18 protein-coding genes are annotated in these 20,626 nt (G+C 65.9%); 5 read left to right on the top strand and 13 right to left on the bottom strand.

All coding sequences use genetic code 11. The features are described from left to right. Window position 1: 1 nt before the first annotated feature. From QQL87_RS29755 to QQL87_RS29735, 5 genes are all read right to left on the bottom strand, one after another. Window positions 2–166, bottom strand: coding sequence for a CcoQ/FixQ family Cbb3-type cytochrome c oxidase assembly chaperone (locus QQL87_RS29755; protein ID WP_041750607.1), 165 nt, complete (start codon window positions 164–166; stop codon window positions 2–4). Between the two features lie 18 nt (window positions 167–184). Beyond that, window positions 185–919: a cytochrome-c oxidase, cbb3-type subunit II gene (ccoO, locus tag QQL87_RS29750; protein WP_284423396.1), complete on the bottom strand. Its 735-nt coding sequence runs from the start codon at window positions 917–919 to the stop codon at window positions 185–187. Between the two features lie 11 nt (window positions 920–930). Further along, the gene (ccoN, locus tag QQL87_RS29745; protein WP_502871235.1) at window positions 931–2,550 is read right to left on the bottom strand and encodes a cytochrome-c oxidase, cbb3-type subunit I; all 1,620 of its coding nucleotides are present in this window, start codon (window positions 2,548–2,550) and stop codon (window positions 931–933) included. Window positions 2,551–2,882: 332 nt separating this feature from the next. After that, complete coding sequence (locus tag QQL87_RS29740; RefSeq protein ID WP_284423394.1) at window positions 2,883–3,308, bottom strand: CBS domain-containing protein; 426 nt, start codon at window positions 3,306–3,308, stop codon at window positions 2,883–2,885. Window positions 3,309–3,345: 37 nt separating this feature from the next. After that, the gene (locus QQL87_RS29735; protein WP_284423393.1) at window positions 3,346–4,179 is read right to left on the bottom strand and encodes a putative universal stress family protein; all 834 of its coding nucleotides are present in this window, start codon (window positions 4,177–4,179) and stop codon (window positions 3,346–3,348) included. 304 nt (window positions 4,180–4,483) lie between these two features. On the opposite strand from QQL87_RS29735, the gene fixL reads away from it, so the two are divergent. The 4 genes from fixL to QQL87_RS29715 all read left to right on the top strand — a co-directional run bounded on the left by fixL (window position 4,484) and on the right by QQL87_RS29715 (window position 7,914). After that, entirely contained in the window at window positions 4,484–5,995 is a 1,512-nt protein-coding gene (fixL, locus tag QQL87_RS29730) for a sensor protein FixL (RefSeq protein WP_502871231.1), read from the top strand. Next, complete coding sequence (gene fixJ, locus QQL87_RS29725; protein ID WP_284423392.1) at window positions 5,988–6,605, top strand: response regulator FixJ; 618 nt, start codon at window positions 5,988–5,990, stop codon at window positions 6,603–6,605. The genes fixL and fixJ overlap by 8 nt, the downstream gene beginning before the upstream one ends. A 77-nt stretch (window positions 6,606–6,682) precedes the next feature. Further along, window positions 6,683–7,087, top strand: coding sequence for a response regulator (locus QQL87_RS29720; protein WP_284423391.1), 405 nt, complete (start codon window positions 6,683–6,685; stop codon window positions 7,085–7,087). Window positions 7,088–7,197: 110 nt separating this feature from the next. Then, window positions 7,198–7,914 carry a helix-turn-helix domain-containing protein gene (locus QQL87_RS29715; RefSeq protein WP_284423423.1) on the top strand — a complete coding sequence of 239 codons (717 nt, stop codon included), beginning with the start codon at window positions 7,198–7,200 and terminating at the stop codon, window positions 7,912–7,914. 14 nt (window positions 7,915–7,928) lie between these two features. Here the strand turns inward: QQL87_RS29715 and QQL87_RS29710 are convergent, their stop codons facing one another. The 4 genes from QQL87_RS29710 to QQL87_RS29695 form a co-directional block, all read right to left on the bottom strand. Continuing rightward, complete coding sequence (locus tag QQL87_RS29710) at window positions 7,929–9,251, bottom strand: MFS transporter (RefSeq protein WP_284423390.1); 1,323 nt, start codon at window positions 9,249–9,251, stop codon at window positions 7,929–7,931. Window positions 9,252–9,348: 97 nt separating this feature from the next. Further along, window positions 9,349–9,858 (bottom strand): PRC-barrel domain-containing protein, encoded by a 510-nt coding sequence (locus tag QQL87_RS29705; protein ID WP_284423389.1) that lies wholly within the window; start codon window positions 9,856–9,858, stop codon window positions 9,349–9,351. Next, window positions 9,855–12,056, bottom strand: coding sequence for an amylo-alpha-1,6-glucosidase (locus QQL87_RS29700; RefSeq protein WP_284423388.1), 2,202 nt, complete (start codon window positions 12,054–12,056; stop codon window positions 9,855–9,857). Before QQL87_RS29700 ends, QQL87_RS29705 begins: the two co-directional genes overlap by 4 nt. Before the next feature lie 73 nt (window positions 12,057–12,129). After that, window positions 12,130–13,893, bottom strand: a complete 1,764-nt coding sequence (locus tag QQL87_RS29695) for an ABC transporter ATP-binding protein (protein WP_284423387.1) — start codon at window positions 13,891–13,893, stop codon at window positions 12,130–12,132. Window positions 13,894–14,209: 316 nt separating this feature from the next. On the opposite strand from QQL87_RS29695, the gene QQL87_RS29690 reads away from it, so the two are divergent. After that, window positions 14,210–15,280 (top strand): glycosyltransferase family 4 protein, encoded by a 1,071-nt coding sequence (locus QQL87_RS29690; protein WP_284423386.1) that lies wholly within the window; start codon window positions 14,210–14,212, stop codon window positions 15,278–15,280. A gap of 44 nt (window positions 15,281–15,324) precedes the next feature. Here QQL87_RS29690 and QQL87_RS29685 read toward each other — a convergent pair whose 3' ends face one another. The 4 genes from QQL87_RS29685 to QQL87_RS29670 form a co-directional block, all read right to left on the bottom strand. Then, window positions 15,325–17,190 (bottom strand): alkyl/aryl-sulfatase, encoded by a 1,866-nt coding sequence (locus QQL87_RS29685; RefSeq protein WP_502871234.1) that lies wholly within the window; start codon window positions 17,188–17,190, stop codon window positions 15,325–15,327. A 164-nt stretch (window positions 17,191–17,354) separates the two neighbouring features. After that, window positions 17,355–18,617, bottom strand: coding sequence for an adenosylmethionine--8-amino-7-oxononanoate transaminase (locus tag QQL87_RS29680; RefSeq protein WP_502871233.1), 1,263 nt, complete (start codon window positions 18,615–18,617; stop codon window positions 17,355–17,357). Then, the gene (bioD, locus tag QQL87_RS29675; protein WP_284423383.1) at window positions 18,617–19,249 is read right to left on the bottom strand and encodes a dethiobiotin synthase; all 633 of its coding nucleotides are present in this window, start codon (window positions 19,247–19,249) and stop codon (window positions 18,617–18,619) included. The genes QQL87_RS29680 and bioD overlap by 1 nt, the downstream gene beginning before the upstream one ends. After that, window positions 19,231–20,394, bottom strand: a complete 1,164-nt coding sequence (locus QQL87_RS29670) for an 8-amino-7-oxononanoate synthase (protein ID WP_284423382.1) — start codon at window positions 20,392–20,394, stop codon at window positions 19,231–19,233. The genes bioD and QQL87_RS29670 overlap by 19 nt, the downstream gene beginning before the upstream one ends. Window positions 20,395–20,626: the final 232 nt, after the last annotated feature.

Below are 20,626 nucleotides of genomic sequence, written 5' to 3'. Positions count from 1 at the left end.
ATTACTCCTCGCGCAACGGCATGCTCGCCGCTTCGTCGAAAGCGGCCTTGTTGCGAGGCCAGAGGGCATAGGTCACGATCGCGATGAAGATCGCAAAGAAGATCGGGGTCCACAGCGTCGTCACGAGTGACGACGCGATGTTTTCGACTGCAATGATGGGCTTCATGATGTTCGCCTCTCGATCTCAGCGCAGGTTGGCTTTTTCGTTGTAGATCTTGAAGTCGACCAGGGTGCCGAGCATCTGCAGATACGCGACCAGGGCATCCATTTCGGTCGGCGCTCCCGCCTTGCCGTCGAAGTTGCGCACCACCGCCTTCGGATAGCGCTTGGTGAGCGCCTCCGCACCATTGCCGTCCGGATCGACCTGGGCCTTGAGGTCGGCGGCCGCGTTGGCGATCTGGTCGTCGGTGTAGGGCACGCCCACCGCACGCAGCGTCTTCAGGTGATCGGCAACGTTGTCGCCGTTGAGCTCGGTCTCCTTCAGGAAGGGATAGCCGGGCATGATCGACTGCGGAACGATGGCGCGCGGGTTGCTCAGATGGGTGACGTGCCAGTCGTCGGAGTACTTGTTGCCGACGCGGGCGAGGTCAGGACCCGTGCGCTTGGAGCCCCACTGGAACGGATGGTCGTACATGCTCTCCGCAGCCAGCGAGAAGTGGCCATAGCGTTCCACCTCGTCGCGCAGCGGACGGATCATCTGCGAGTGGCAGAGATAGCAGCCCTCGCGGACGTAGATATTGCGGCCGGCCAGCTCCAGCGGCGTGTACGGCCTGACGCCGTCGACCGCCTCGATCGTGCTCTTCAGATAGAAGAGCGGAGTGATCTCGACGAGGCCGCCGACCGCGATCGCCAGCAGGATGCCGACGATCAGGATGATCGAGTTCTTCTCGAAGACTTGGTGTCGTTGCCAGAATGACATGGTTGGATACCTCACTCCGCCGGCTGAAGGGCGACGGGCGACTGAACTTCTTCCTCACCGACACGGACCGTCATCCAGAGATTGTAGGCCATGATGAGTGAGCCGATCAGGAACAGCGCGCCACCGGCGGCACGGATGATGTAGAAGGGATGCATCGCCTCGACGGTCTCGATGAAGGAGTATTCGAGGAAGCCGAGCGCCGTGTAGGACCGCCACATCAGGCCCTGCAGGATGCCCGAGACCCACATCGCGGAGATGTAGAGCACGATGCCGAGCGTGGCCGTCCAGAAGTGCCAGTTCACGAGCTTGAGGCTGTAGAGGCCCTTGCGGTTCCAGATCCACGGCACGAGGCAGTACAGCGCGCCGAAGGACACGAAACCGACCCAGCCGAGCGCACCGGAGTGCACGTGGCCGATGGTCCAGTCGGTGTAGTGGCTGAGCGAGTTGACCACCTTGATCGACATCATCGGACCTTCGAAGGTCGACATGCCGTAGAAGGCGACGGAGACGACCAGCATGCGCAGCACGGGGTCAGTCCGCAGCTTGTCCCACGCTCCCGACAGGGTCATCAGGCCGTTGATCATGCCGCCCCAGGAGGGCATCCACAGCATGATCGAGAAGGTCATGCCGAGCGTCTGCGTCCAGTCCGGCAGCGCCGTATAGTGCAGATGGTGCGGACCGGCCCAGATGTAGAGGAAGATCAGCGCCCAGAAGTGGATGATCGACAGCCGGTAGGAATAGATCGGCCGCTCCGCCCGCTTCGGGATGAAGTAGTACATGATGGCGAGGAAGCCGGCGGTCAGGAAGAAGCCGACCGCGTTGTGGCCGTACCACCACTGGAACATCGCATCCTGCACGCCGCCCCAGGCGACATAGGACTTCGAGCCGAAGAACGACACCGGCAGCGCCGGGTTGTTGCCGAGGTGCAGCACCGCGATCGTGACGATGAAGGCCAGGTAGAACCAGTTCGCCACGAAGATGTGCGGCTCCTTGCGCTTGATGACCGTCGTCAGGAAGACGAGCAGATAGACCACCCAGACGATCGTCAGCCACAGATCGGAGTACCATTCGGGCTCGGCATACTCCTTGCCCTCGGTGACGCCGAGCAGATAGCCCGTGCCGGCGATGAGGATGAAGAAGTTGTAGCCGACCACGACGAACCAGGGCGCGAGATCGCCGGCCAGCCGCACGCGGCTGGTCCGCTGCACGACGTAGAACGACGTCGCCAGCAGCACATTGCCGCCGAAGGCGAAGATCACGGCCGAGGTGTGCAGCGGCCGCAGACGGCCGAAGCTGGTCCAGGGCAGATCGAAGTTCAGCGCCGGCCAGGCCAGCTGGGAAGCGATGATGAGGCCGACGGCAAAGCCGGCGATGCCCCAGAACATCGCCATGAACGAGGAGAACTTGATCGGACCGAGATTGTAGTTCGGCCGGCCATTGATCTCCTGCGGCGGGAGTTCGCCGCGCTCGAAGTAGCGGTTGAGGATGAAGAAGACGGACGCCGCGCTGGCGGCAGCCGCGAGCGAGGCGTGAAACGCGAAGGCCGTATCCAGTGCCTTCGCCGCAGCGAAGACGCACAGGAAGGCTGTGACGGCAAAAGTGAGCGACAGGCCACTTTCGCCGATGGTCATGGATTTTGTTGAGGACGCGCTCATGCGGAATCTCGCTGAAAGAACACGAGCCCAGCAACCACAATCGTTCACACGTGGAATTGATCGAAATCAACTTTGCGACCAGTTCGCCGGAAACCGCGGGAGTGTTGCACGGCCCGATGCCGCCAGCTCCAACCGTCGCGATCCCGATGATCGCGCAACAGGATTCGCACGCACGAAAAAAGCCCGCGCGCGAAACCGCGAGCGGACCTCATAGCAAACCCGATCCTCAGACTTTCGTCTACGGACGCGGCCTAAGACGTGGTGTCCGGGGCCAGGCCGCTCAATCCTTGTCGCTCAATCCTTGTCGCTCAATCCTTGGCAGCGGCGGCGAGCGCCCGCACGAGATCCTCGCGGGCAATGATCCCGACCAGGCGGTTGTTGCCGTCAGTCACCGGAAGGCTGCGGATGCGGTGCTCGACCATCAGCTGCAGCACGCGCGTCAGCTTGGTATCGGGCCTGACATAGATGAACTCGGACGTCATCACGTCGGCGACGGTCCGGTTCATCAGGTCGCTGTAGCGCGGCAGCATCTGATTCGGTGTGAACGCGAAGCATTTCAGCACGTCGAATTTGGTGACGATGCCGATCACCTCGTCGTTCTCGACGACGGGATAGGTGTTGAAATCGTCGCGGTCGAACATGTCGCCGAGCTCGCGAATCGTCGTCTCGCGGGTCACGGTCGTGATGGTCCGCGTCATGTAGCTGCCGGCGGTGTCCTCGAGAAATTTGTACAAGGCGGCAATCCTGTGATCGAATGGAGCGGTTGGAGGTTCAGTGCGACAGCAGCACGCAGCGCTCGGTGCGCGTCACCAGATGTTCGGTAACACCGCCGAGGACGAGCTCGCGGAATCGGGAATGGCCATAGGCGCCGGCCACCACCAGACCGGCCGTCAGATCCGCGGCGATGGCATCCAGCTTGGCGGCGACGTTGCGCCCCTGCCCCGGCTCATCGACCCGGGCCGACGCGACTATCTTGTGACGGCCGAGCCAGGCGACCACGTCGTTGAGCCGCGCCTCGCAGGCGTCGTATTCCGAGATGTTTTCCAGGATCTCGACCACGACCACGTCGCCGGCCTTGGCGAGCAGCGGCAGCGCATCGGTCAGCGCACGGCGCGCCTCGGGTGTCTCCTTCCAGGCCACCAGCACGGTCCCGAGATCGAGCCAGCTGGCCGTGTCGGGCACCACGAGCAGCGGCCGTCCGGCCTGCATCACGAGGTCCTTGGGACTGGCGATCGCAAACGCATCCGACATGCCGGGCGCCACGCTCCCGGTGACGAGGATGTCGGCGGCGCGGGTCTGCGCCAGCACGTAGCGGGCCGGGAAATCCAGCGCACTCCGCCAGCTCAGCGGCGCCGCGCGGTCACCGACCGTGGTGCGGAATTGCTGCTCGAGCTCGGCCAGCCGGGTCTGCAGCGCGGCCTCGCCCTGGTCGATCAGGTCCTGGGCCTGCTCGCCCGTCGTGAAATACAGCGGCGGGGTGAATTCCGCGGCCGCCACGCCGATCAGGCCGGCATCGAAACGGGCGGCGAGATCGCTGGCGACCTGAAGACGGGCCTCATTGGGCTGGCTGAGCGCAAGGCTCACCATGACTGTCGCGAGCGTCATCCCGCCTCTCCAAACATTGCTTCCATGCAGCTCTTAGAGGTGAAATCGCCTGCCATGATGAGATAGATCAATGTGCGGGACCGGAACACGGGCGGCACGACCGGTGGAACCCGGTCAAAAATGGCAGAAGGCCTTGAAGTGCCGAACCAAAGTTTAAGTCAGCCAGGGTTGCAACGGCGCAATCTGGTATAGACTGTCGCGATGGCCGGCACCCGCCGCCTCCCGCGCGACAACGGCTTCCCGTCAACCTGCGTCTGGCAACCTGCTTTCCGGCAACAACGGCGAATCGATCGAAGGCTTCGAAGTGCGCGGCGTGACCCAACCCTTTCCCGACGCATCCGTCAGACCCGAGGACGCCCGTGGGCTGGGCTTTGGCGCGTGGGATCTCGACTTCGCCTCGGACGAGTTCTACTGGTCGGTGACGACGCGCCGGCTGTTCGGGATATCAGCCGACGAGCCGGTGACCTACCGCTCCTTCCTGTCCCTGCTCGCGGCCGACGATCGCGCCCCGGTCGAGGCGGCGATCGAGCATGCGCGCCACCAGGGCACCGGGTTCGACATGTCGTTCAAGGCGGCCGGCGGCGGCCACTGGATCCGCGTCCTCGCCGGCATGGTTCCCGACGAGGCGGGCAAGCCGCGGCATCTGCGCGGCATTGCGCTCGACATCGATCAGGAGAAGCGGCTGGAGGAGGCGCTGCGGCTGCGCGAGCAGCACTTCCGCTCGATCCTGGACACCGTCCCGGACGCGATGATCGTGATCGACGGTGACGGCATCATCCAGTTCTTTAGCACTGCCGCCGAGCGCATGTTCGGCTATACCGAGGAGGAGGCCGTCGGCCTCGACGTCAGCGTGCTGATGCCGGAGCCGGACCGTTCGCGCCATGGCGCCTACCTCACCCGCTATCATTCCAGCCGCGAGCGCCACATCATCGGCATCGGCCGCATCGTGACCGGACGCCGCCGCGACGGCGCGACGTTCCCGATGCATCTGTCGATCGGCGAGATGCAGTCCGCCGGCAAGCCGTATTTCACCGGCTTTGCCCATGATCTGACCGAACATCAGCAGACCCAGGCGCGACTGCGCGAATTGCAGTCGGAGCTCGTGCACGTGTCGCGCCTGAGCGCGATGGGCGAGATGGCCTCGGCGCTGGCGCACGAGCTGAACCAGCCGCTCGCCGCGATCAGCAACTACATGAAGGGCTCGCGCCGGCTGCTCGCCGGCAGCAGCGACCCCAACACCGGCAAGATCGAGAGCGCGATGGACCGCGCCGCCGAGCAGGCGATTCGCGCCGGCCAGATCATCCGCCGGCTGCGTGATTTCGTCTCGCGCGGCGAATCGGAGAAGCGGGTCGAAAGCCTGTCGAAGCTGATCGAGGAGGCCGGCGCGCTCGGCCTTGCCGGTGCCCGCGAGCAGAACGTCCAGCTGCGTTTCCAGCTCAATCCGGACGCGGACCTCGTGCTGGCGGACCGGGTCCAGATCCAGCAGGTGCTGGTGAACCTGTTCCGCAACGCGCTGGAGGCGATGTCGCATTCCGCTCGGCGCGAGCTGGCGGCCACCAATCGCAAGGTCGGCGACGACTTGATCGAGGTCGCCGTGTCCGATACCGGAACGGGGTTCCCCGACGACGTCATGCCCAATCTCTTCAAGACCTTCTTCACCACCAAGGACACCGGAATGGGAGTCGGCCTCTCGATCAGCCGTTCCATCATCGAGGCTCATGGCGGGCGCATGTGGGCCGAGAACAACGCGGCGGGCGGCGCGACCTTCCGCTTCACCCTGCCCGCCGCCCCAACCAAGGTTGAGCATGATGGCTGAACGGGCCAAGGTCTATGTGATCGACGACGACGAGGCGATGCGGGACTCGCTCAACTTCCTGCTCGATTCCTCCGGGTTCGAGGTCACGTTGTTCGAGAACGCGCAAGCCTTCCTCGACAGGCTGCCGACGCTCGCCTTCGGCTGCATCCTCTCCGACGTGCGCATGCCCGGCATCGACGGCATCGAGCTGCTCAAGCACATGAAGGCTGCCGGCAGCAGCTTTCCGATTCTGGTGATGACCGGCCATGGCGACGTGCCGCTCGCGGTCGAGGCGATGAAACTCGGCGCGGTCGACTTCCTGGAGAAGCCGTTCGAGGACGAGCGGCTCGTGGCCATGATCGAGACGGCGATCCGGCAGGCCGAGCCGGCCGCCAAGACCGAATCGATCACGCAGGACATTCTCGCCCGCATCGCCAGCCTGAGCCCCCGGGAGCGCCAGGTGATGGATGGATTGATGGCCGGGCTCTCCAACAAGCTGATCGCGCGCGAATACGATATCAGCCCGCGCACCATCGAGGTCTACCGGGCCAACGTCATGACCAAGATGGGCGCCAACAGCCTCTCCGAGCTGGTGCGGCTGGCGATGCGCGCCGGGGCCTTGAAGGATTGAGCTAGATCAAGCTGGCTTGACGGAATCGAGTGTTATGCTGTGCTTCGGTTCAACATGACATTCTCGCGGCACGTGCCATGTCGGTTCACAGCAAACCTACGGTCTACGTCGCCGACGACGATGCCGACGTCCTCGGCTCGCTGCGCTTCCTGCTGGAGGCAGACGGCTTCGACGTCCGCACCTTCCGCAGCGGCATCGCGCTGCTCAACGCATCGGATCACGCGCCGGTCGATTGCTTCGTCGTCGACTACAAGATGCCCGAGCTCAACGGCGTCGAGCTCGCCGTGCGGTTGCGCAAGCAGGGCGCGACCGCGCCCGTGGTGCTGATCACGGGGCATTACGACGACCGGCTGGAGGCGCGGGCGGCTGCTGTCGGCATCCGGGATTTCCTGCTCAAGCCGCTGCTCGACGACAATCTGGTCAAGCGGATCCGCAAGGCGATCGCCAACGGGCATTCGGCCACCGCCCAGCGCGCCTCCTGAGCGGCCGCCTCCGTACATTTACGTAAGGGGCCCCCCTTAAGATATCGCGCGAAATGTCCTTAACGGGAGCCGCCATGTACCACTTGGCCATCCGCCGCAAGGAGATGGTCATGCTCAATCAGTCGATTGCCAATTCGGTCGTCAACCCCAACACCCCCCGTACGGCCCCCTCTCCTGCTGCGCCCTCTCCTGCCGCTCCTGCCGTCAACCCCTTTGCCGAGATCACCGGCCATGCCGGGCTGATCGCCAGCGAATTCTCCTATAAAAAGGACGAGGAGATCTACGGCGAGGACGAGCCGTCCGAATACGTCTACCAGGTCATCTCCGGCGCCGTTCGCAGCTACAAGCTGCTCTCCGACGGCCGCCGCCAGATCGGCGCCTTCCATTTGCCGGGCGACGTGTTCGGCCTGGAATTCGGCTCCGTGCACCGCCTCGCCGCCGAGGCCATCATCGACACCACCGTGCGCCTCGTGAAGCGCCGCAGCCTCGAACAGGCCGCCGGCACCGACGTCGCGGTCGCCCGCAAGCTCTGGACCATGACCGCCGGCGACCTGCGCCATGCGGAAGACCACATGCTGCTGCTCGGACGCAAGACGGCGATGGAGCGCGTTGCCACCTTCCTGCTCGAGATGGACCGCCGCCTCGCCGTCGCCGGCATGATGGCGCTGCCGATGTGCCGTCGCGACATCGGCGACTATCTCGGCCTGACCCTGGAGACCGTGTCGCGCGCGCTGTCGCAACTGCACAGCCAGGGCGTCCTCGGCTTCTCCGGCGCCCGCCAGATCGTGCTGCGCAACCGCCAGCGCCTGCGCAGCATGGACGCGTGAGCGTCCATCGGCCCTCACGCGGCGCGCTCGTGCTGCCGCCCCGTTTCGGGCATCAGGAGCGCGATCAGCACAAGCCCTGTCAACGCCACGCCTGACAGGCCCATGAAGGCGGTGGCGCTGCCGTAGCGATCGCTGGCGAAGCCGGCGATGACGGTAGACAACGATCCGCCGATGCCCGACGCCGTCCCGACGATTCCCTGCGCCAGACTGAAATGACCGCTGCCGAAGGCGACGTCGGCGACCGTCAGCGGAATCATCACCGCGAACACGGCGGCGGTGACACCATCGAAGATCTGCACCGCCACCAGCACGACAGGATCGTGCACGACGGCAAACAGCGCGCCGCGGATCACCAGCGCGGCAAACCCCAGCATCAACAGCGGCCGGCGGCCCCATTGCTGAGCCACCGCGCCGACCGATGGCGAGGTCAGCGCCACGATCGCCTGGGGCACGACGATACAGAACGCGATCAGCATCGGCGCCCATTCGCTCGACTTCGTCGTCACCACGCCGGCCATCAGCGGCAGCATCGCCGCATTGGCGAGCTGCAGCAGGAATACGCCGAGTGCGAACACCAGCAGCGCGCGCTGACGCAGCAGGCCGAGCAGGTTCGACAGCCGCGCAACCTCTCTGTCCTCCCGATTGGCCCGGCCATGCGCACGCGCGATGTCGATCTCGCGCTCGCGGATGCGCGACAATGCGATCAGCGTGGGGAACGCGAGGATGAACGTCACCAGAAAGACCGCGCGGCTGGACAGCAGATAGCCGCAGGTCCCCATGACCGCGGCCGCGACGCCATTGCCGAGCGAGGCGAAGCGCGCATTGCGGCCAAGACGCTCGGCCATGCCGCGCGGCCCGACCAGGCCGAGGCTGAGGGCGGCGATCGCAGGACCGAGCACGCAGCTCGCCGCGGCGTGGAACGTCGCAGCGCCGGCCACGACGAGAAAGATCGGCCACACCGCATAGGCGAGCGCGCAGCAGCCGATGGTGGCGACGGCCAGTCCCGCGACGCGCCGCTCCGATTTCGCGGCATCGATGATCGCGCCGCCCGGCATCTGCCCGATCAGCCCGACGAGGCCGCCGATCGACAGCACCAGACCGATCTGCGCCTGCGTCCATTTCTGGGTCGTCAGATACACCGCGATGAACGGACCGAACCCGGTCTGCACGTCGGCGAGGAAGAAGATGAACCAGTCGAGCCCGCGCAGGCTCTGCTGCGACGGCGCAGGCTTTCCAGAGGGGCCGTGGTCTGGCGCGGCGCCGGCGCGCGCGCCGCCGTCCGAGCCATCTGGCTCGGGCGCGCGGTCGGGCGGTATGGACGGCCGGGCAATCGGCATCGCTCTCAACGGCTCAATTCATGACGGTCGCAGGACATAAGGATCCACCGTGTCCGGAGCACGCAGGCGTGCCGGACCGGCGGTCTCACGCATCAGCTCAATGATCGAAAATCCAGGGCGACAGCTTGCCGGCGGCACCGAGCACGACGACAGGCTTGTCCTCCTTGTACTCGGGCGCGGCCTTCACCTGCTCCTTGTTCAGGTCCAGCGTGACCTGATCGCTCTTGTCAGCGATGTGCTTGAAATCGAGCGCCGTCCAGTCGACCACGATCTTGCGGCTGCCGACGCCGAGGAAGCCGCCGAAATCGATCACCGCGGCCCGGACCGTCCCGGTGAGATCGACGATGACGTCGACGATCTGCCCCATGTCCTCGCCGGTGGAGCTGCGCACGTCGCGGCCGAGCACGCCATGCGCATCGCGCGCGCCGAGGATCGTCACCGAGGGCGGCGGCGCCGGCTCCTTGACGGACGACGCCGCGTCCTTTGCCGGCGGTGGCGGTGACGCTTGCTGCGCGTAGCCCGCATTGATCTGCAGGCCTGCGAGCAGCGACAGCCCGACGCCGAGAGCGCGAGCGTTGCGCCGCCGATGCACAGCCCACCGCGTCATTGCGCCAGCACCAGCGAGACCTGGATCTGGCCGCGCCGCCGCAGCACCTCCATGGAGATGTCCTCGTCGTGGCGCCGGATGCGCAGATCGATCGTCGAGGTGCCGAGCCGGAGATCGCGCAGCACCACCCAATCCAGGAACTCCGGCAGTCGCGGATTGCGCAGTCGGATCTCGCCGCGGCCGGCGTCGAACTCGAGCCCGAGCGCGGCCTCGAGCAGGGTGAACGGCGTCGCGCTCGCCCAGGCCTGCGGCGCGCAGGCCACCGGATACAGCGTCGGTCCGCGATGCTTCTCACGACGGAAGCCGCAGAACAGCTCCGGCAGCCGGCGCAGATCCATGTAGGCCGCGGCCTCGAACAGGCCCTTGAACACCTGCTCCACCGCATGTTTCAGCCCGTAGCGCGACAGGCCGAGCGCGATCAGCGCATTGTCGTGCGGCCAGATCGAGCCGTCGTGATAGGACATCGGATTGTAGCGCGCCTCGCCGGCGGCGACGGTGCGAATGCCCCAGCCCGAGAAGAATTGCGGCCGCAGCAGATCGGCGGCGACCTTGCGGGCGCGGTCCTCGCGCACCATGCCGCTGAACAGCAGTTGGCCGGCATTCGAGGTGCGCACCCGGCAGGGCTGCTTGTCGCCGTCGAGCGCGAGCGCATAGGTGCTGAGGTCCTCGCACCAGAAGGCATCCTCGAACCGTTCGGCCAGCCGCGCCGCCTCCGCCTCGAGCCGGTCCGCCATTGCGGACTTGCCGAGCAGGCGCGCCGATCGCGCCGCAAGCTGCTTGCCGGCGAAGACATAGCCCTGCACCTCGGCGAGCGCGATGTTGCCTTCGGCGAGGCGTCCGTCGGCATGGAAGACCGCGTCGTAGGAATCCTTCCAGCCCTGGTTGGCGAGACCCTGCTCGGAGGCGCGCTGATATTCGACGAAGCCGTCGCCGTCCGGATCGCCGGGCCCGTCGATCCAGCCCAGGGCCAGCTCGATCGCCGGCCATAGCTCCAGCAAGGTCTCGATGTCGCCGGTACGCTCAATGTAGAGCCCGGCCAGCAGCACGAACAGCGGCGTCGAATCGACGCTGCCATAGTAGCAGGCGAACGGCACCTCGCGCAGCGCCGCCATCTCGCCGCCGCGCATCTCGTGCAGAATCTTGCCGGGCTCGGCATCCGCGAGCGGATCAGTGTTGCGCGCCTGATGCGAGGCGAGCCGGCGCAGCACGCCGCGGGCGATGCGCGGATCGACCCAGAGCATCTGCAGCGCCGTGATCAGGCCGTCGCGGCCGAACGTCGTCGAGTACCAGGGAATGCCGGCATAGGGATAGCGCCCCTCCGGCGTGTCCGTCATCAGGATGTTGAGGTCGGCCGCCGCCTGGCACAGCACCTCGTTCAGGATGTCATTGGAGGTCTCGATGCTGGCGGCACCGATGGTACAGCGGCGCATCTCGCGGCGATGGGCGAGCAGGCTGCGGAAGAACCGCCGGGGCCGCTCGCCGGCCTTGGCATTGCACATCACGGCCACGAACAGCGACGCGGATTCCTGCGGCGCCAGCTCGAAATGATAGGTCGCGACGTTGACCGTCAGGTTCGTCGGAATTGGATCGAAGCTCACGTCGGTGGTGCGCAGGACATTGTCCAGCCCGCGATAATGAAGCACCACCTCGGATGGGTCGACCAGCCGGCTCGAGCCGATGCCGCGATGCGGCCGCACCGAGCCCCGCACCTCGAACAGATCGGCAAAATCATTGTCGAAGGTCAGCTTGAGATCGAAGCTGGCGTTGCGATCGCCATGGTTCTGCAGCCCGATGCGCTGATAGGCGGTGCCGTGCCAGAGAAAGATCGTGCGCACGATGTGCAGCATGTCCTTCGGCAGCACCAGCCGGCCCTGGCTGTAGATGTCCGGATTGGTGAGATCCACCGTCAGCGCGGAGTTGTCGTCGCGCAGGCTGGAGCCGAGCAGCAGCGGCTGGACGTCGTCCAGCGTCAATTCGAGCCGCGCGAGATAGCGCGTGTCGGAATTGAACAGGCCATCCGGTCCGCCGGCCGAGGCGCCGATGTCGCCATGACCGTCGAGCACGATGAACGTGTCGTCGTGCTTGAGCGATCGCCGCGGCCGGGCCGCCGGCCCCGTCATGGGAATATAGAACGGCTGCTCGGCGGGCTCGTCGCTCCAGGTGATCGATGACAGCGTGCTTGCGGCTTCGGCGGACATGTTGACCTCATGCGATATTGAAGTGCCCACACAACCGAGAGTGCACATTCTCGACGCAACCCGACGGCAGCGATCAGGCGGCGAACTTGGCGAGCCGATTGATCTCCTGGGTGACCAGCTCCCGATACGGGCCCTCGCCCTGCATGAGCCGGTCCGGCGCGCCGTCCTCGATGATCCGGCCCGATCTCAGCACCACGACCCGATCGAAATTGCGCAAGGTCGTGAGGCGATGCGCGATCGCGATGACGGTGCGCCCGCGCATCAGGCGGCCGAGCGCCTCGCGGATCGCCTCCTCCGACTCGCTGTCGAGCGCGGCGGTCGCCTCGTCCAGCAGCAGGATCGGCGCATCCTTGAGGAACGCCCGCGCGATCGCGATGCGCTGGCGCTGGCCGCCGGAAAGCTTCACGCCGCGATCACCGACCATCGTCTGCAATCCCTCGGGCAGGGTCTCGACGAAATCGCAACGCGCCGCGATCGCGGCCCGCAGCACCTCGTCGTCGGTCGCGCTCGGACGGCCGTAGCGGATGTTCTCCAGGATGGAGCGATGAAACAGCGAGATGTCCTGCGGCACCACCGAGATCGCCTCGCGCAGGCTCTGCTGGGTCACCCGGGCGATGTCCTGGCCATCGACCGTGATGTGGCCGGCTTGCGGATCGTAGAACCTTTGCAGCAACGTGAACAGGCTCGACTTGCCGCCGCCGGACTGCCCGACCAAACCGACGCGCTGGCCCGGCTGCAGCCGCAGCGAGAAGTTCTCGAACAGCTTGTGACCGCCGGGATAGTGAAACGTGATGTCGTTGAACGCGATCGCGGCCCCGCTCTTGACCAGCGGCTCGGCCTCGGGGTGATCGCGCAGCTCATGCGGCTGCAGCAAGGTCGCGATCGCCTCGCTCATGCGCGCGACGTGCTGCGTCACGTCGACCAGTGCCACCGCGAGATCGCGCGTCGCGTTGAGAATGCACAGGCCGAGCGTACACACCAGCACGACATCGCCCGTCGTCGCTCCGCCGCGCTGCCACAGCGAGATCGCCCAGGCCATCAGGGCGACCGTCAGCACGATCGTTACCGTCGCGTGGAGAATGCGCAGCTTTTCGAGGTAGCGCAGACTGCGCCCGCGCGCCTCCAGCTCCTTGTTCACGGTCGCGTCGAACCGGTCGTGCTCGTGGCGCAGGCCGCAGAAGGCGCGGACCAGCGGCATGTTCGAGATCACGTCGACGATCTCGCCATCGACCATCGCGGCCTTGTCCGCGAAATCATCGTGCAGCGGCTTGCCAGCCGCCGCCAGGCGGAACATCGCCAGCACCATCATGGCGGCAATCAAAAGCAGCGCGATGGCCATCGGGCCGCTGACGGTTCCGATCAAGCCGATCGCCGCCACTGTGGCAAGGCATGGTGGCAGCACGTTCCAGACGAACATGTTCTCGACCGTGAACACGGCGTTGGAGGTTGCCGTGATGCGGCTCGACAGCATGCCCGGCAGGCGGTCGCCGAAATAGCTCGGCGAATGGCCGGTGAGATGGCGGAAGATGTCGCGACGAAGATCTCCGGTGACGCGGACGAAGGTGAAGCTCGCGATCCAGCTGGCGACGCGCCAGAGAATATTGTCGGTCGCAATCAGCGCCATCAGCAGCACGAATGCGGCCCAGACGTTGCCGCCATGCGCCGGCCCTGCGGAGAGGCTGTCGACGAGCGCCTTCACGCCATATTGCGTGCCGACCGAGCAGGCAACGGCACCGATGACGGCGATCAGAATGATGAGATGGGCGACTGGGCGTTCGCGCAGATAGCGCATGACGAATGGAAACGGCCGGTGCGCGTAACCTGAAAGCTGATCCATGATCTGTCCGTGAGAGAGATAGCGCGTCTTGCTGCTGCGGCGGTGATGAGCGATCGGAACCGGTCAGGAACGATGCATCTCGAGTTCCCGCAGCATTGTCGTTGCGGAGTCACCATGTTTCGACATTCACAGCACTCACAGGGTTGGAAGCAGGAGATGGCAGTCATGAGACGTCGCGTGGAACGGTGTCTCGAGACCCTTGCTTGGAAGAAAGTGTCCTGCATCAAGGAACTTCGCAAATGCGAGAACGTTCCCGTTCAGCTATCGCCGGATCGCGGAGGAGCCCCTTCCTTGATCACATATAGGAGACGATGAGATGCGCATTGCGCAGGTTGCTCCGTTGACTGAGGCAGTGCCTCCCAAGCTTTACGGCGGTACCGAGCGGGTGGTCCATTGGTTGACCGAAGAGCTCGTCGCCCTCGGTCATGATGTCACGCTGTTCGCGAGCGGCGATTCCCAGACATCAGCCAGGCTCTGCCCCACCTGGCCGAGAGCCTTGCGACTCGATGGCTCGGTCCGTGATCCCAATGCCCTGCACATGGTCATGCTGGAGAACGTCCGGCAACAATGCGACGATGAAGCGTTCGACGTGCTCCACTTTCACCTCGATTATTACCCGTTCTCGCTGTTCCACCGGCAACCGACGCCGTTCCTGACCACGTTGCATGGCAGGCTCGATCTTCCGGAGCACCAGCCGGTGTTCTCCGTCTTCAAGGATGTTCCCGTCGTCTCGATCTCGGATGCGCAGCGCCGACCTGTTCCGAATGCGAACTGGATCAGCACCATTCTGCACGGCCTTCCGGCGACGCTGTTGACGCCAAGGCCGGTGACGCCGAGCTATCTCGCCGTGCTCGGACGGGTCGCGCCCGAGAAGGGCGTCCATCGTGCCATCAAGATCGCCATGCGATGTGGCATTCCGCTCAAGATCGCGGCGAAGGTCGACCGCGCCGATCAGGACTATTACGATCAGGTGATCCGGCCCCTGATCAAGGACAATCCGCTCGTCGAGTTCATCGGCGAGATCGGCGATCATGAGAAGCCGGAATTCCTGTCGGGCGCGCTCGGCCTGCTCCTGCCCATCGACTGGCCGGAGCCGTTCGGCCTGGTCATGATCGAGTCGATGGCATGCGGCACGCCCGTCATCGCGTATAACCGCGGCTCGGTGCCGGAGGTCATCGACAGCGGCGTCACCGGCTTCGTCGTCGAGGACGAGCTCAGTGCCGTCGCCGCCGTCAACCGCCTGCCCGATCTCAGCCGCGCCGCCGTCCGCACGCGCTTCGAGCAGCGCTTCACGGCACGCCGCATGGCGCTCGACTACGTCGCAGCCTATCGCAAACTGGTCGAGAAGGCCGAGCCCCGCATCAGGCTGGTCAGCAGCGCCGAATAGCTCACCGCGAAGGCCGGGTGATTTCACCCGGCCTGTTGCATCCATCAGGTGACCACCGCGCGCTTCGGCTCGACGATCTCGAACATCCGCGGGAATTCGTCCATCAGCGACATCAGCTCGGCGAGCCGCATCGGGTTGCCGACGAAACTGATCTTTCCGGCGGCGACCGCTTCCGGAAATGTCGTCGCCTTGGCAATGACCTCGTCGAGGGTGGATCGCGCCAAGGTGAAGCCGGCATCCGCGGTGGAGGCCTGCACGCCGACCGCGTAGGTCAGTGCGCAATTCTGCAAGGTGAGTACGAAGCGCTCGGCGGTGTCGGTGAAGGTCCAGTTCAGCACGATGTGCTTGCCCTCCGCCTTGGGGCCGTTCAGGCGCACTCCAAGCACGTCCCACAATTGCTCCGTGCGCAGCGCCGCCAATGTCTCGCGCGGCATCCCCGGCCGGGCCGGGACCTCCGGCATGCCGTGGCGCAGCTCCTGCGCACCGAACAGATAGGCGTTGCGCCAGGTCGCGCTCTCGGCGGCAAAGCCGAGCTGCTCCAGCGTGTCGGCGAGCAGCGCGCGGGCCTCGGCGTTGTCGGGTTTGGCGAAGACGAGATGACCGACGACTTGCGCCACGAAGCGAAACTCGCCTTTCGCAAAATCCGCCCGCGCCCGCGCCAGCAAGGCTTCGGCGCCGCCCATGTACTCGACATATTTCCGGCCGGCCTCGACCGGCGGCAAGGAATCGAGATTGACCGGATTGGCGTCGTACCAGCCGAGATATTTCTGGTAGATCGCCTTCACATTGTGCCGGATGTGGCCGTAATAGCCGCGCGCGTGCCACGCGCCGTCGAGGCTCTTGGGCAGCGTGATCTGCTCGGCGATTTCGCTCGCCGTCAGGCCGTGATTCATCAGCCGCACGGTCTGGTCGTGCGCGAACTTGTAGAGGTCGCGCTGCTCGCGGATCATGTGGTCGACACGGCTGGCGCCCCATACCGGCCAATGATGCTGGCCGCACATCACCTCGGCCTTGCCGCCCCACAATTGCAGCGCCTCGCCGAGATATTTCGACCATGCCAGCGCGTCGCGGACGTCGGCGCCGCGAAACGGCAGCAGGTTGTGGAAGTTGTGCGTGCAGTTCTCGGCGAGGTTCAACAGCCGGTAGCGCGGCAGGTAGAAATGCATCTCCGCCGGCGCCTCGCTGTTCGGTGCCATCTGGAACTCGAAGCTCACGCCGTCGATGGTCCTGGTGTCGCCGGTCGCCATGATGAGGTCGGTCGGCCGCAGCAGGGCCACGCCGCCCGCGGCCATGGTCTTGCCGAGACCGCAATCGACGTGCCCCTTCGGACCCTTCGCCAGCAGCGGCCCGAACTGGTATTGCGCCCGGCGCAGCATCGCCGGACCCGCAATGATGTTCTCGGACACCGCGTGCTCGATGAACAGGTTCGGCGCGAGCAGCGGCACGCGGCCGCTGGCGACCGCGTCCTCGTCGACGACGCCACGCGCGCCGCCCCAATGATCGGTGTGGGTGTGGGTGAACATGACCGCCGTCACCGGCCTGACGCCGCGATGCCGATGATAGAGATCGAGCGCGGCGCGGGCGCCCTCGATCGAGGTCAGCGTGTCCACGACGATGACGCCGGTGTCGCCCTCGATCAAGGTCATGTTGGCGATATCGAGCCCGCGCACCTGGTAGACGCCGGGCACGACCTCGAACAGGCCGTGATGCATGTTGAGCTTCGCCTGGCGCCACAGGCTCGGATTGACGGTCGGCGGCGCCTCCTCGGCGTCGAGGAAGCCGTAAGGCGCGAAGCTCCAGACGCTGCGCCCCTGCGCCGTCGTGACCTTGGCCTCGTCGATCGTGCCGAGAAAGCCGCGCGCCGCATCGTCGAAATCGGCGGTATCGCCGAACGGCAACGTCTCCAGCATCGCCTGCTGCGCCGCGCTCACGGCCGCGCTGGCGTCCTTCGGCTCCTTGGAGCTGTTACCACTGACCGGCGCATTCATGGCTGCTTCCTCCCGCAACGAACCTCGTTCGCGGGATGCTAGTGCGGGAGATCGTCGAGCGCAAATTGCACCGCGCGGAACGGCGTTCAAAGCACGTGATCGACGGCCTCGTCGATCACGGCATAGATCGCATCGAGATCGTCCGGCGTGACGCAATATGGCGGCATGACATAGATCGTATGGCCGAGCGGCCGCAGCAGCACGTCGCTGGCGCGGAAGAACGCCTGCAATTTCGGCCCGATCTCGGCGAGGTAGCCCGGCTCATCGGCGTGGAGGTCGAGCGCCGTGATGGTGCCGCAGCGCCGCAGGTCGGAGAAGCGCTCGTCATAGCGAAAGCGTGCCAGGGAGCGCTCTTGCGATTCGGCGACCGAGGCGAGCCGAGCGCGCGTCTCAGGCTGGCGCCATAGCTCGAGATTGGCGCACGCCGCCGCACAGGCGATGGGATTGGCCGTATAGGAGCTGGAATGGAAGAACGTCCGCGCGCGATCAGTCGAGACGTGCGCCTCGAAGATGGCGGCGCTGCACAGCGTGACCGCGAGCGGCATCGCGCCGCCGGTGAGGCCCTTGGCGTAGCAGGCGATGTCGGGCGCAACGTCTGCCTGCTCGCAGGCGAACAAGGTGCCGGTGCGGCCCCAGCCGGTCATCACCTCGTCGGCGATGAACAGCACGCCAAAGGCCTGGCAGATCCGATGCATCTCGCGCAACACCGCGGGCGGATACATCAGCATGCCGCCCGCGCCGAGCACCAGCGGCTCGACGATGAAAGCGGCCGGCCGGTCGCGCTCGCAGATGGCGGCCAAGGCATCGAGCGTCGCCTGCTCCTGCCCTGCTGCGGGAAACGGCACGACGGCGACATCGAACAGCAGCGGCTCATAGGCGGCATTGAACACGCCGCGCGCGCCGACCGACATCGCACCGATGGTGTCGCCGTGATAGGAATGCTGCATCACCACGATGCGCGTACGCGGCGCGCCGATGTTCCTGAAATAGCCGAGCGCCATCTTCAGCGCGACCTCGACGCTGGTGGCGCCTGAGTCGGAGAAGAACACGTGGGCGAGGCCCGGCGGCGACAGCGCCAGCATGCCGGCGGCGACCGCCTCTGCGGGCGCGTGGGTATGGCCGGCGAAGATCACCTGATCGAGCTGCTCGGCCTGCTGCTGGATCGCACGCACGATTTCGGGATGACAATGACCATGCGTGATCACCCACCAGGAGGCGATCGCATCGATGATTCGCCGGCCGTCGCGCGTTTTGAGATAGGCGCCCTCGCCGCCGACGATCGGCGTCATCTCGGGCTGCAGCGCGTGCTGCGTGAACGGGTGCCAGATCGGCGACGCCGGCTTCCGCATCATCGCTCGAAATCCCCGCGCTGGAATTGAGCCGCGAACGCCTGTTGCAGTGATTGCGGCGTCAGCGGCGTGAGCCAGGGCAACCGGCCCAGGCGCTTCACCGCGCCGACGCGGCAGATCGTGTCCTCACTGTCCGGAGCGGCGTCGCCGATGAAGGCAATGCCGCGCACGTCGATGCCGCGGCTGCGCAGTGCCGCCAGCGACAGCAGCGAGTGGTTGATGGTGCCGAGGCTGGTGCGCGCGCAGAGCACGACCGGAAAGCGCCAGCGCGCGAAGACGTCGAGATAGAGCGTATCGACATCGAGCGGCACCATGACGCCGCCGGCGCCCTCGATCACGACGGGCCTGTCGCCCGCCTCGGGCGGAACGAGGGACTGCGGATCGATGCGGATGCCTTCGCGGCGCGCCGCCAGATGCGGCGAGGCCGGCTCGGCCAGCCGGTAGGCTTCGGGAATCACGCGATCATCGCCGAGATCGCCGAGCCGCTGGACGCGGCGGGAATCCGTCTCTTCCGCAAGGCCAGCCTGGACCGGCTTCCAGTAGCAGGCGCCGAGCAGCGCCGTGAGGCCGGCGGCGAACACGGTCTTGCCGATGCCGGTGTCCGTTCCCGTGACTACGATGCACTGCGCCATCGCGGCCTCCCTTCGAGCTCAACGAGCGCATCGAGCAGCGCCGTGACCGCGGCCTCGTCGACATTCAAGGTCAGCGACAGCCGCAGACGCGCGGTGCCGGCCGGCACCGTCGGCGGCCGAATGCCACGGATGTCGAAGCCGCGCAGTTGCAAATCGCCGGCGAGGTTCATCGCGCGCGCATTGTCGCCGACGACATAGGGAATGATCTGCGACGACGACCACGTCTCGCCGAAGCGCGCGACGATCTCGCGATGGGCAAAGGCCACGAGCTGCGTGAGCCTCTGCTGCCGCTCCGGCTCGTCCTGCAGGGTTGCGAGCGCCTCGGAAACCGCCACCGCCATCAACGGCGACGGTGCGGTCGCGAAGATGAAGGGACGGCAGCGGTTGATCAGCGTGTCGCGCAGCACGCGGCTCGCGGTGACCAGCGCGCCGGCGGCGCCAAGCGCCTTGCCGCAGGTATGAACAATCACGATGTTGTCGCGGCCGTCGTAAGCCGAGGCAAGGCCGCGGCCCTGCGCGCCACGCACGCCGGTCGCGTGCGCCTCGTCGATCAGCAGAAAGGCATCATGACGTTCGGCAACCGCGATCAGATCGTCCAGCGGCGCGATGTCGCCATCCATGCTGTACAGACTTTCCACCACGATCCAGGGCCGGCCGATGCCCCCGTCCCTGCGCCAAGCGAGGATCCTCTCATCGGCCGATTGCGGATCGTTGTGGACGAATTGACATGTCTCGGCCCGGCCGGCCCGTGCGCCCTCATGCGTGCTGGCATGCACGAGTGCATCGAGCACCAGCAGGTCGTCGGCTTGCGGCAGCGTCGTCAGCACGGCGAAGTTCGCCATGTAGCCCGAGCCGAAGAACAGCGCGCTGTCGGCCCCGAAGAAGCGTGCCGCCTCGGCCTCGAGCCGTTCATGCTCCGCGCAATTGCCGCGCAGCAGCCGCGACCCGCCCGCCCCCACCGGCGTGCCGGCTTCTATCGCGGCCGCGACCGCGCGCTTCATGCGCGGCGCCTGGGCCAGGCCGAGATAGTCGTTGGAGGAGAAATCCAGACCTGATCTCGGGCTGAGGCGCCGCAGCCGGTCATCGGCTGCGAGATCTTCCAAGCCCTTGGCGTAGCCTGCGAGACGATTGGCGGACGCTTGCATGAATCACTTCCGTTGTCGGCGAACGCATCAATGACGGTGGTGTTGCATCAGGACAGCGCCCGTTTCGGAGCGTCGCCCTCATGGTGAGGCGTGCCGTAGACACGTCTCGAACCAGGAGGCCGAGATCCGGGCCTCGCCCTTCGAGACGCCCGCCTTCGGCGGGCTCCTCAGGGTGAGGAGTGAAGGTGGCTCCGTCGCAGGCAAGTCGTGGATCGAAGCACGCGCGTACTCA

Origin of the sequence: Bradyrhizobium sp. SSBR45G, assembly GCF_030159255.1 — a bacterium.
Taxonomy (GTDB): Bacteria; Pseudomonadota; Alphaproteobacteria; order Rhizobiales; family Xanthobacteraceae; genus Bradyrhizobium.
This window is presented reverse-complemented; position numbering and strand designations above follow the sequence as displayed.

Bases quoted from the DNA above. Each gene is read 5' to 3' on its own strand.
- QQL87_RS29755 (WP_041750607.1), bottom strand. From the start codon at position 166: ATGAAGCCCATCATTGCAGTCGAAAACATCGCGTCGTCACTCGTGACG.
- ccoO (WP_284423396.1), bottom strand. From the start codon at position 919: ATGTCATTCTGGCAACGACACCAAGTCTTCGAGAAGAACTCGATCATC.
- ccoN (WP_502871235.1), bottom strand. From the start codon at position 2,550: ATGACCATCGGCGAAAGTGGCCTGTCGCTCACTTTTGCCGTCACAGCC.
- QQL87_RS29735 (WP_284423393.1), bottom strand. From the start codon at position 4,179: ATGACGCTCGCGACAGTCATGGTGAGCCTTGCGCTCAGCCAGCCCAAT.
- fixJ (WP_284423392.1), top strand. From the start codon at position 5,988: ATGGCTGAACGGGCCAAGGTCTATGTGATCGACGACGACGAGGCGATG.
- QQL87_RS29720 (WP_284423391.1), top strand. From the start codon at position 6,683: ATGTCGGTTCACAGCAAACCTACGGTCTACGTCGCCGACGACGATGCC.
- QQL87_RS29715 (WP_284423423.1), top strand. From the start codon at position 7,198: ATGCTCAATCAGTCGATTGCCAATTCGGTCGTCAACCCCAACACCCCC.
- QQL87_RS29710 (WP_284423390.1), bottom strand. From the start codon at position 9,251: ATGCCGATTGCCCGGCCGTCCATACCGCCCGACCGCGCGCCCGAGCCA.
- QQL87_RS29705 (WP_284423389.1), bottom strand. From the start codon at position 9,858: ATGACGCGGTGGGCTGTGCATCGGCGGCGCAACGCTCGCGCTCTCGGC.
- QQL87_RS29700 (WP_284423388.1), bottom strand. From the start codon at position 12,056: ATGTCCGCCGAAGCCGCAAGCACGCTGTCATCGATCACCTGGAGCGAC.
- QQL87_RS29695 (WP_284423387.1), bottom strand. From the start codon at position 13,893: ATGGATCAGCTTTCAGGTTACGCGCACCGGCCGTTTCCATTCGTCATG.
- QQL87_RS29690 (WP_284423386.1), top strand. From the start codon at position 14,210: ATGCGCATTGCGCAGGTTGCTCCGTTGACTGAGGCAGTGCCTCCCAAG.
- QQL87_RS29685 (WP_502871234.1), bottom strand. From the start codon at position 17,190: ATGCTGGAGACGTTGCCGTTCGGCGATACCGCCGATTTCGACGATGCG.
- QQL87_RS29680 (WP_502871233.1), bottom strand. From the start codon at position 18,617: ATGCGGAAGCCGGCGTCGCCGATCTGGCACCCGTTCACGCAGCACGCG.
- bioD (WP_284423383.1), bottom strand. From the start codon at position 19,249: ATGGCGCAGTGCATCGTAGTCACGGGAACGGACACCGGCATCGGCAAG.
- QQL87_RS29670 (WP_284423382.1), bottom strand. From the start codon at position 20,394: ATGCAAGCGTCCGCCAATCGTCTCGCAGGCTACGCCAAGGGCTTGGAA.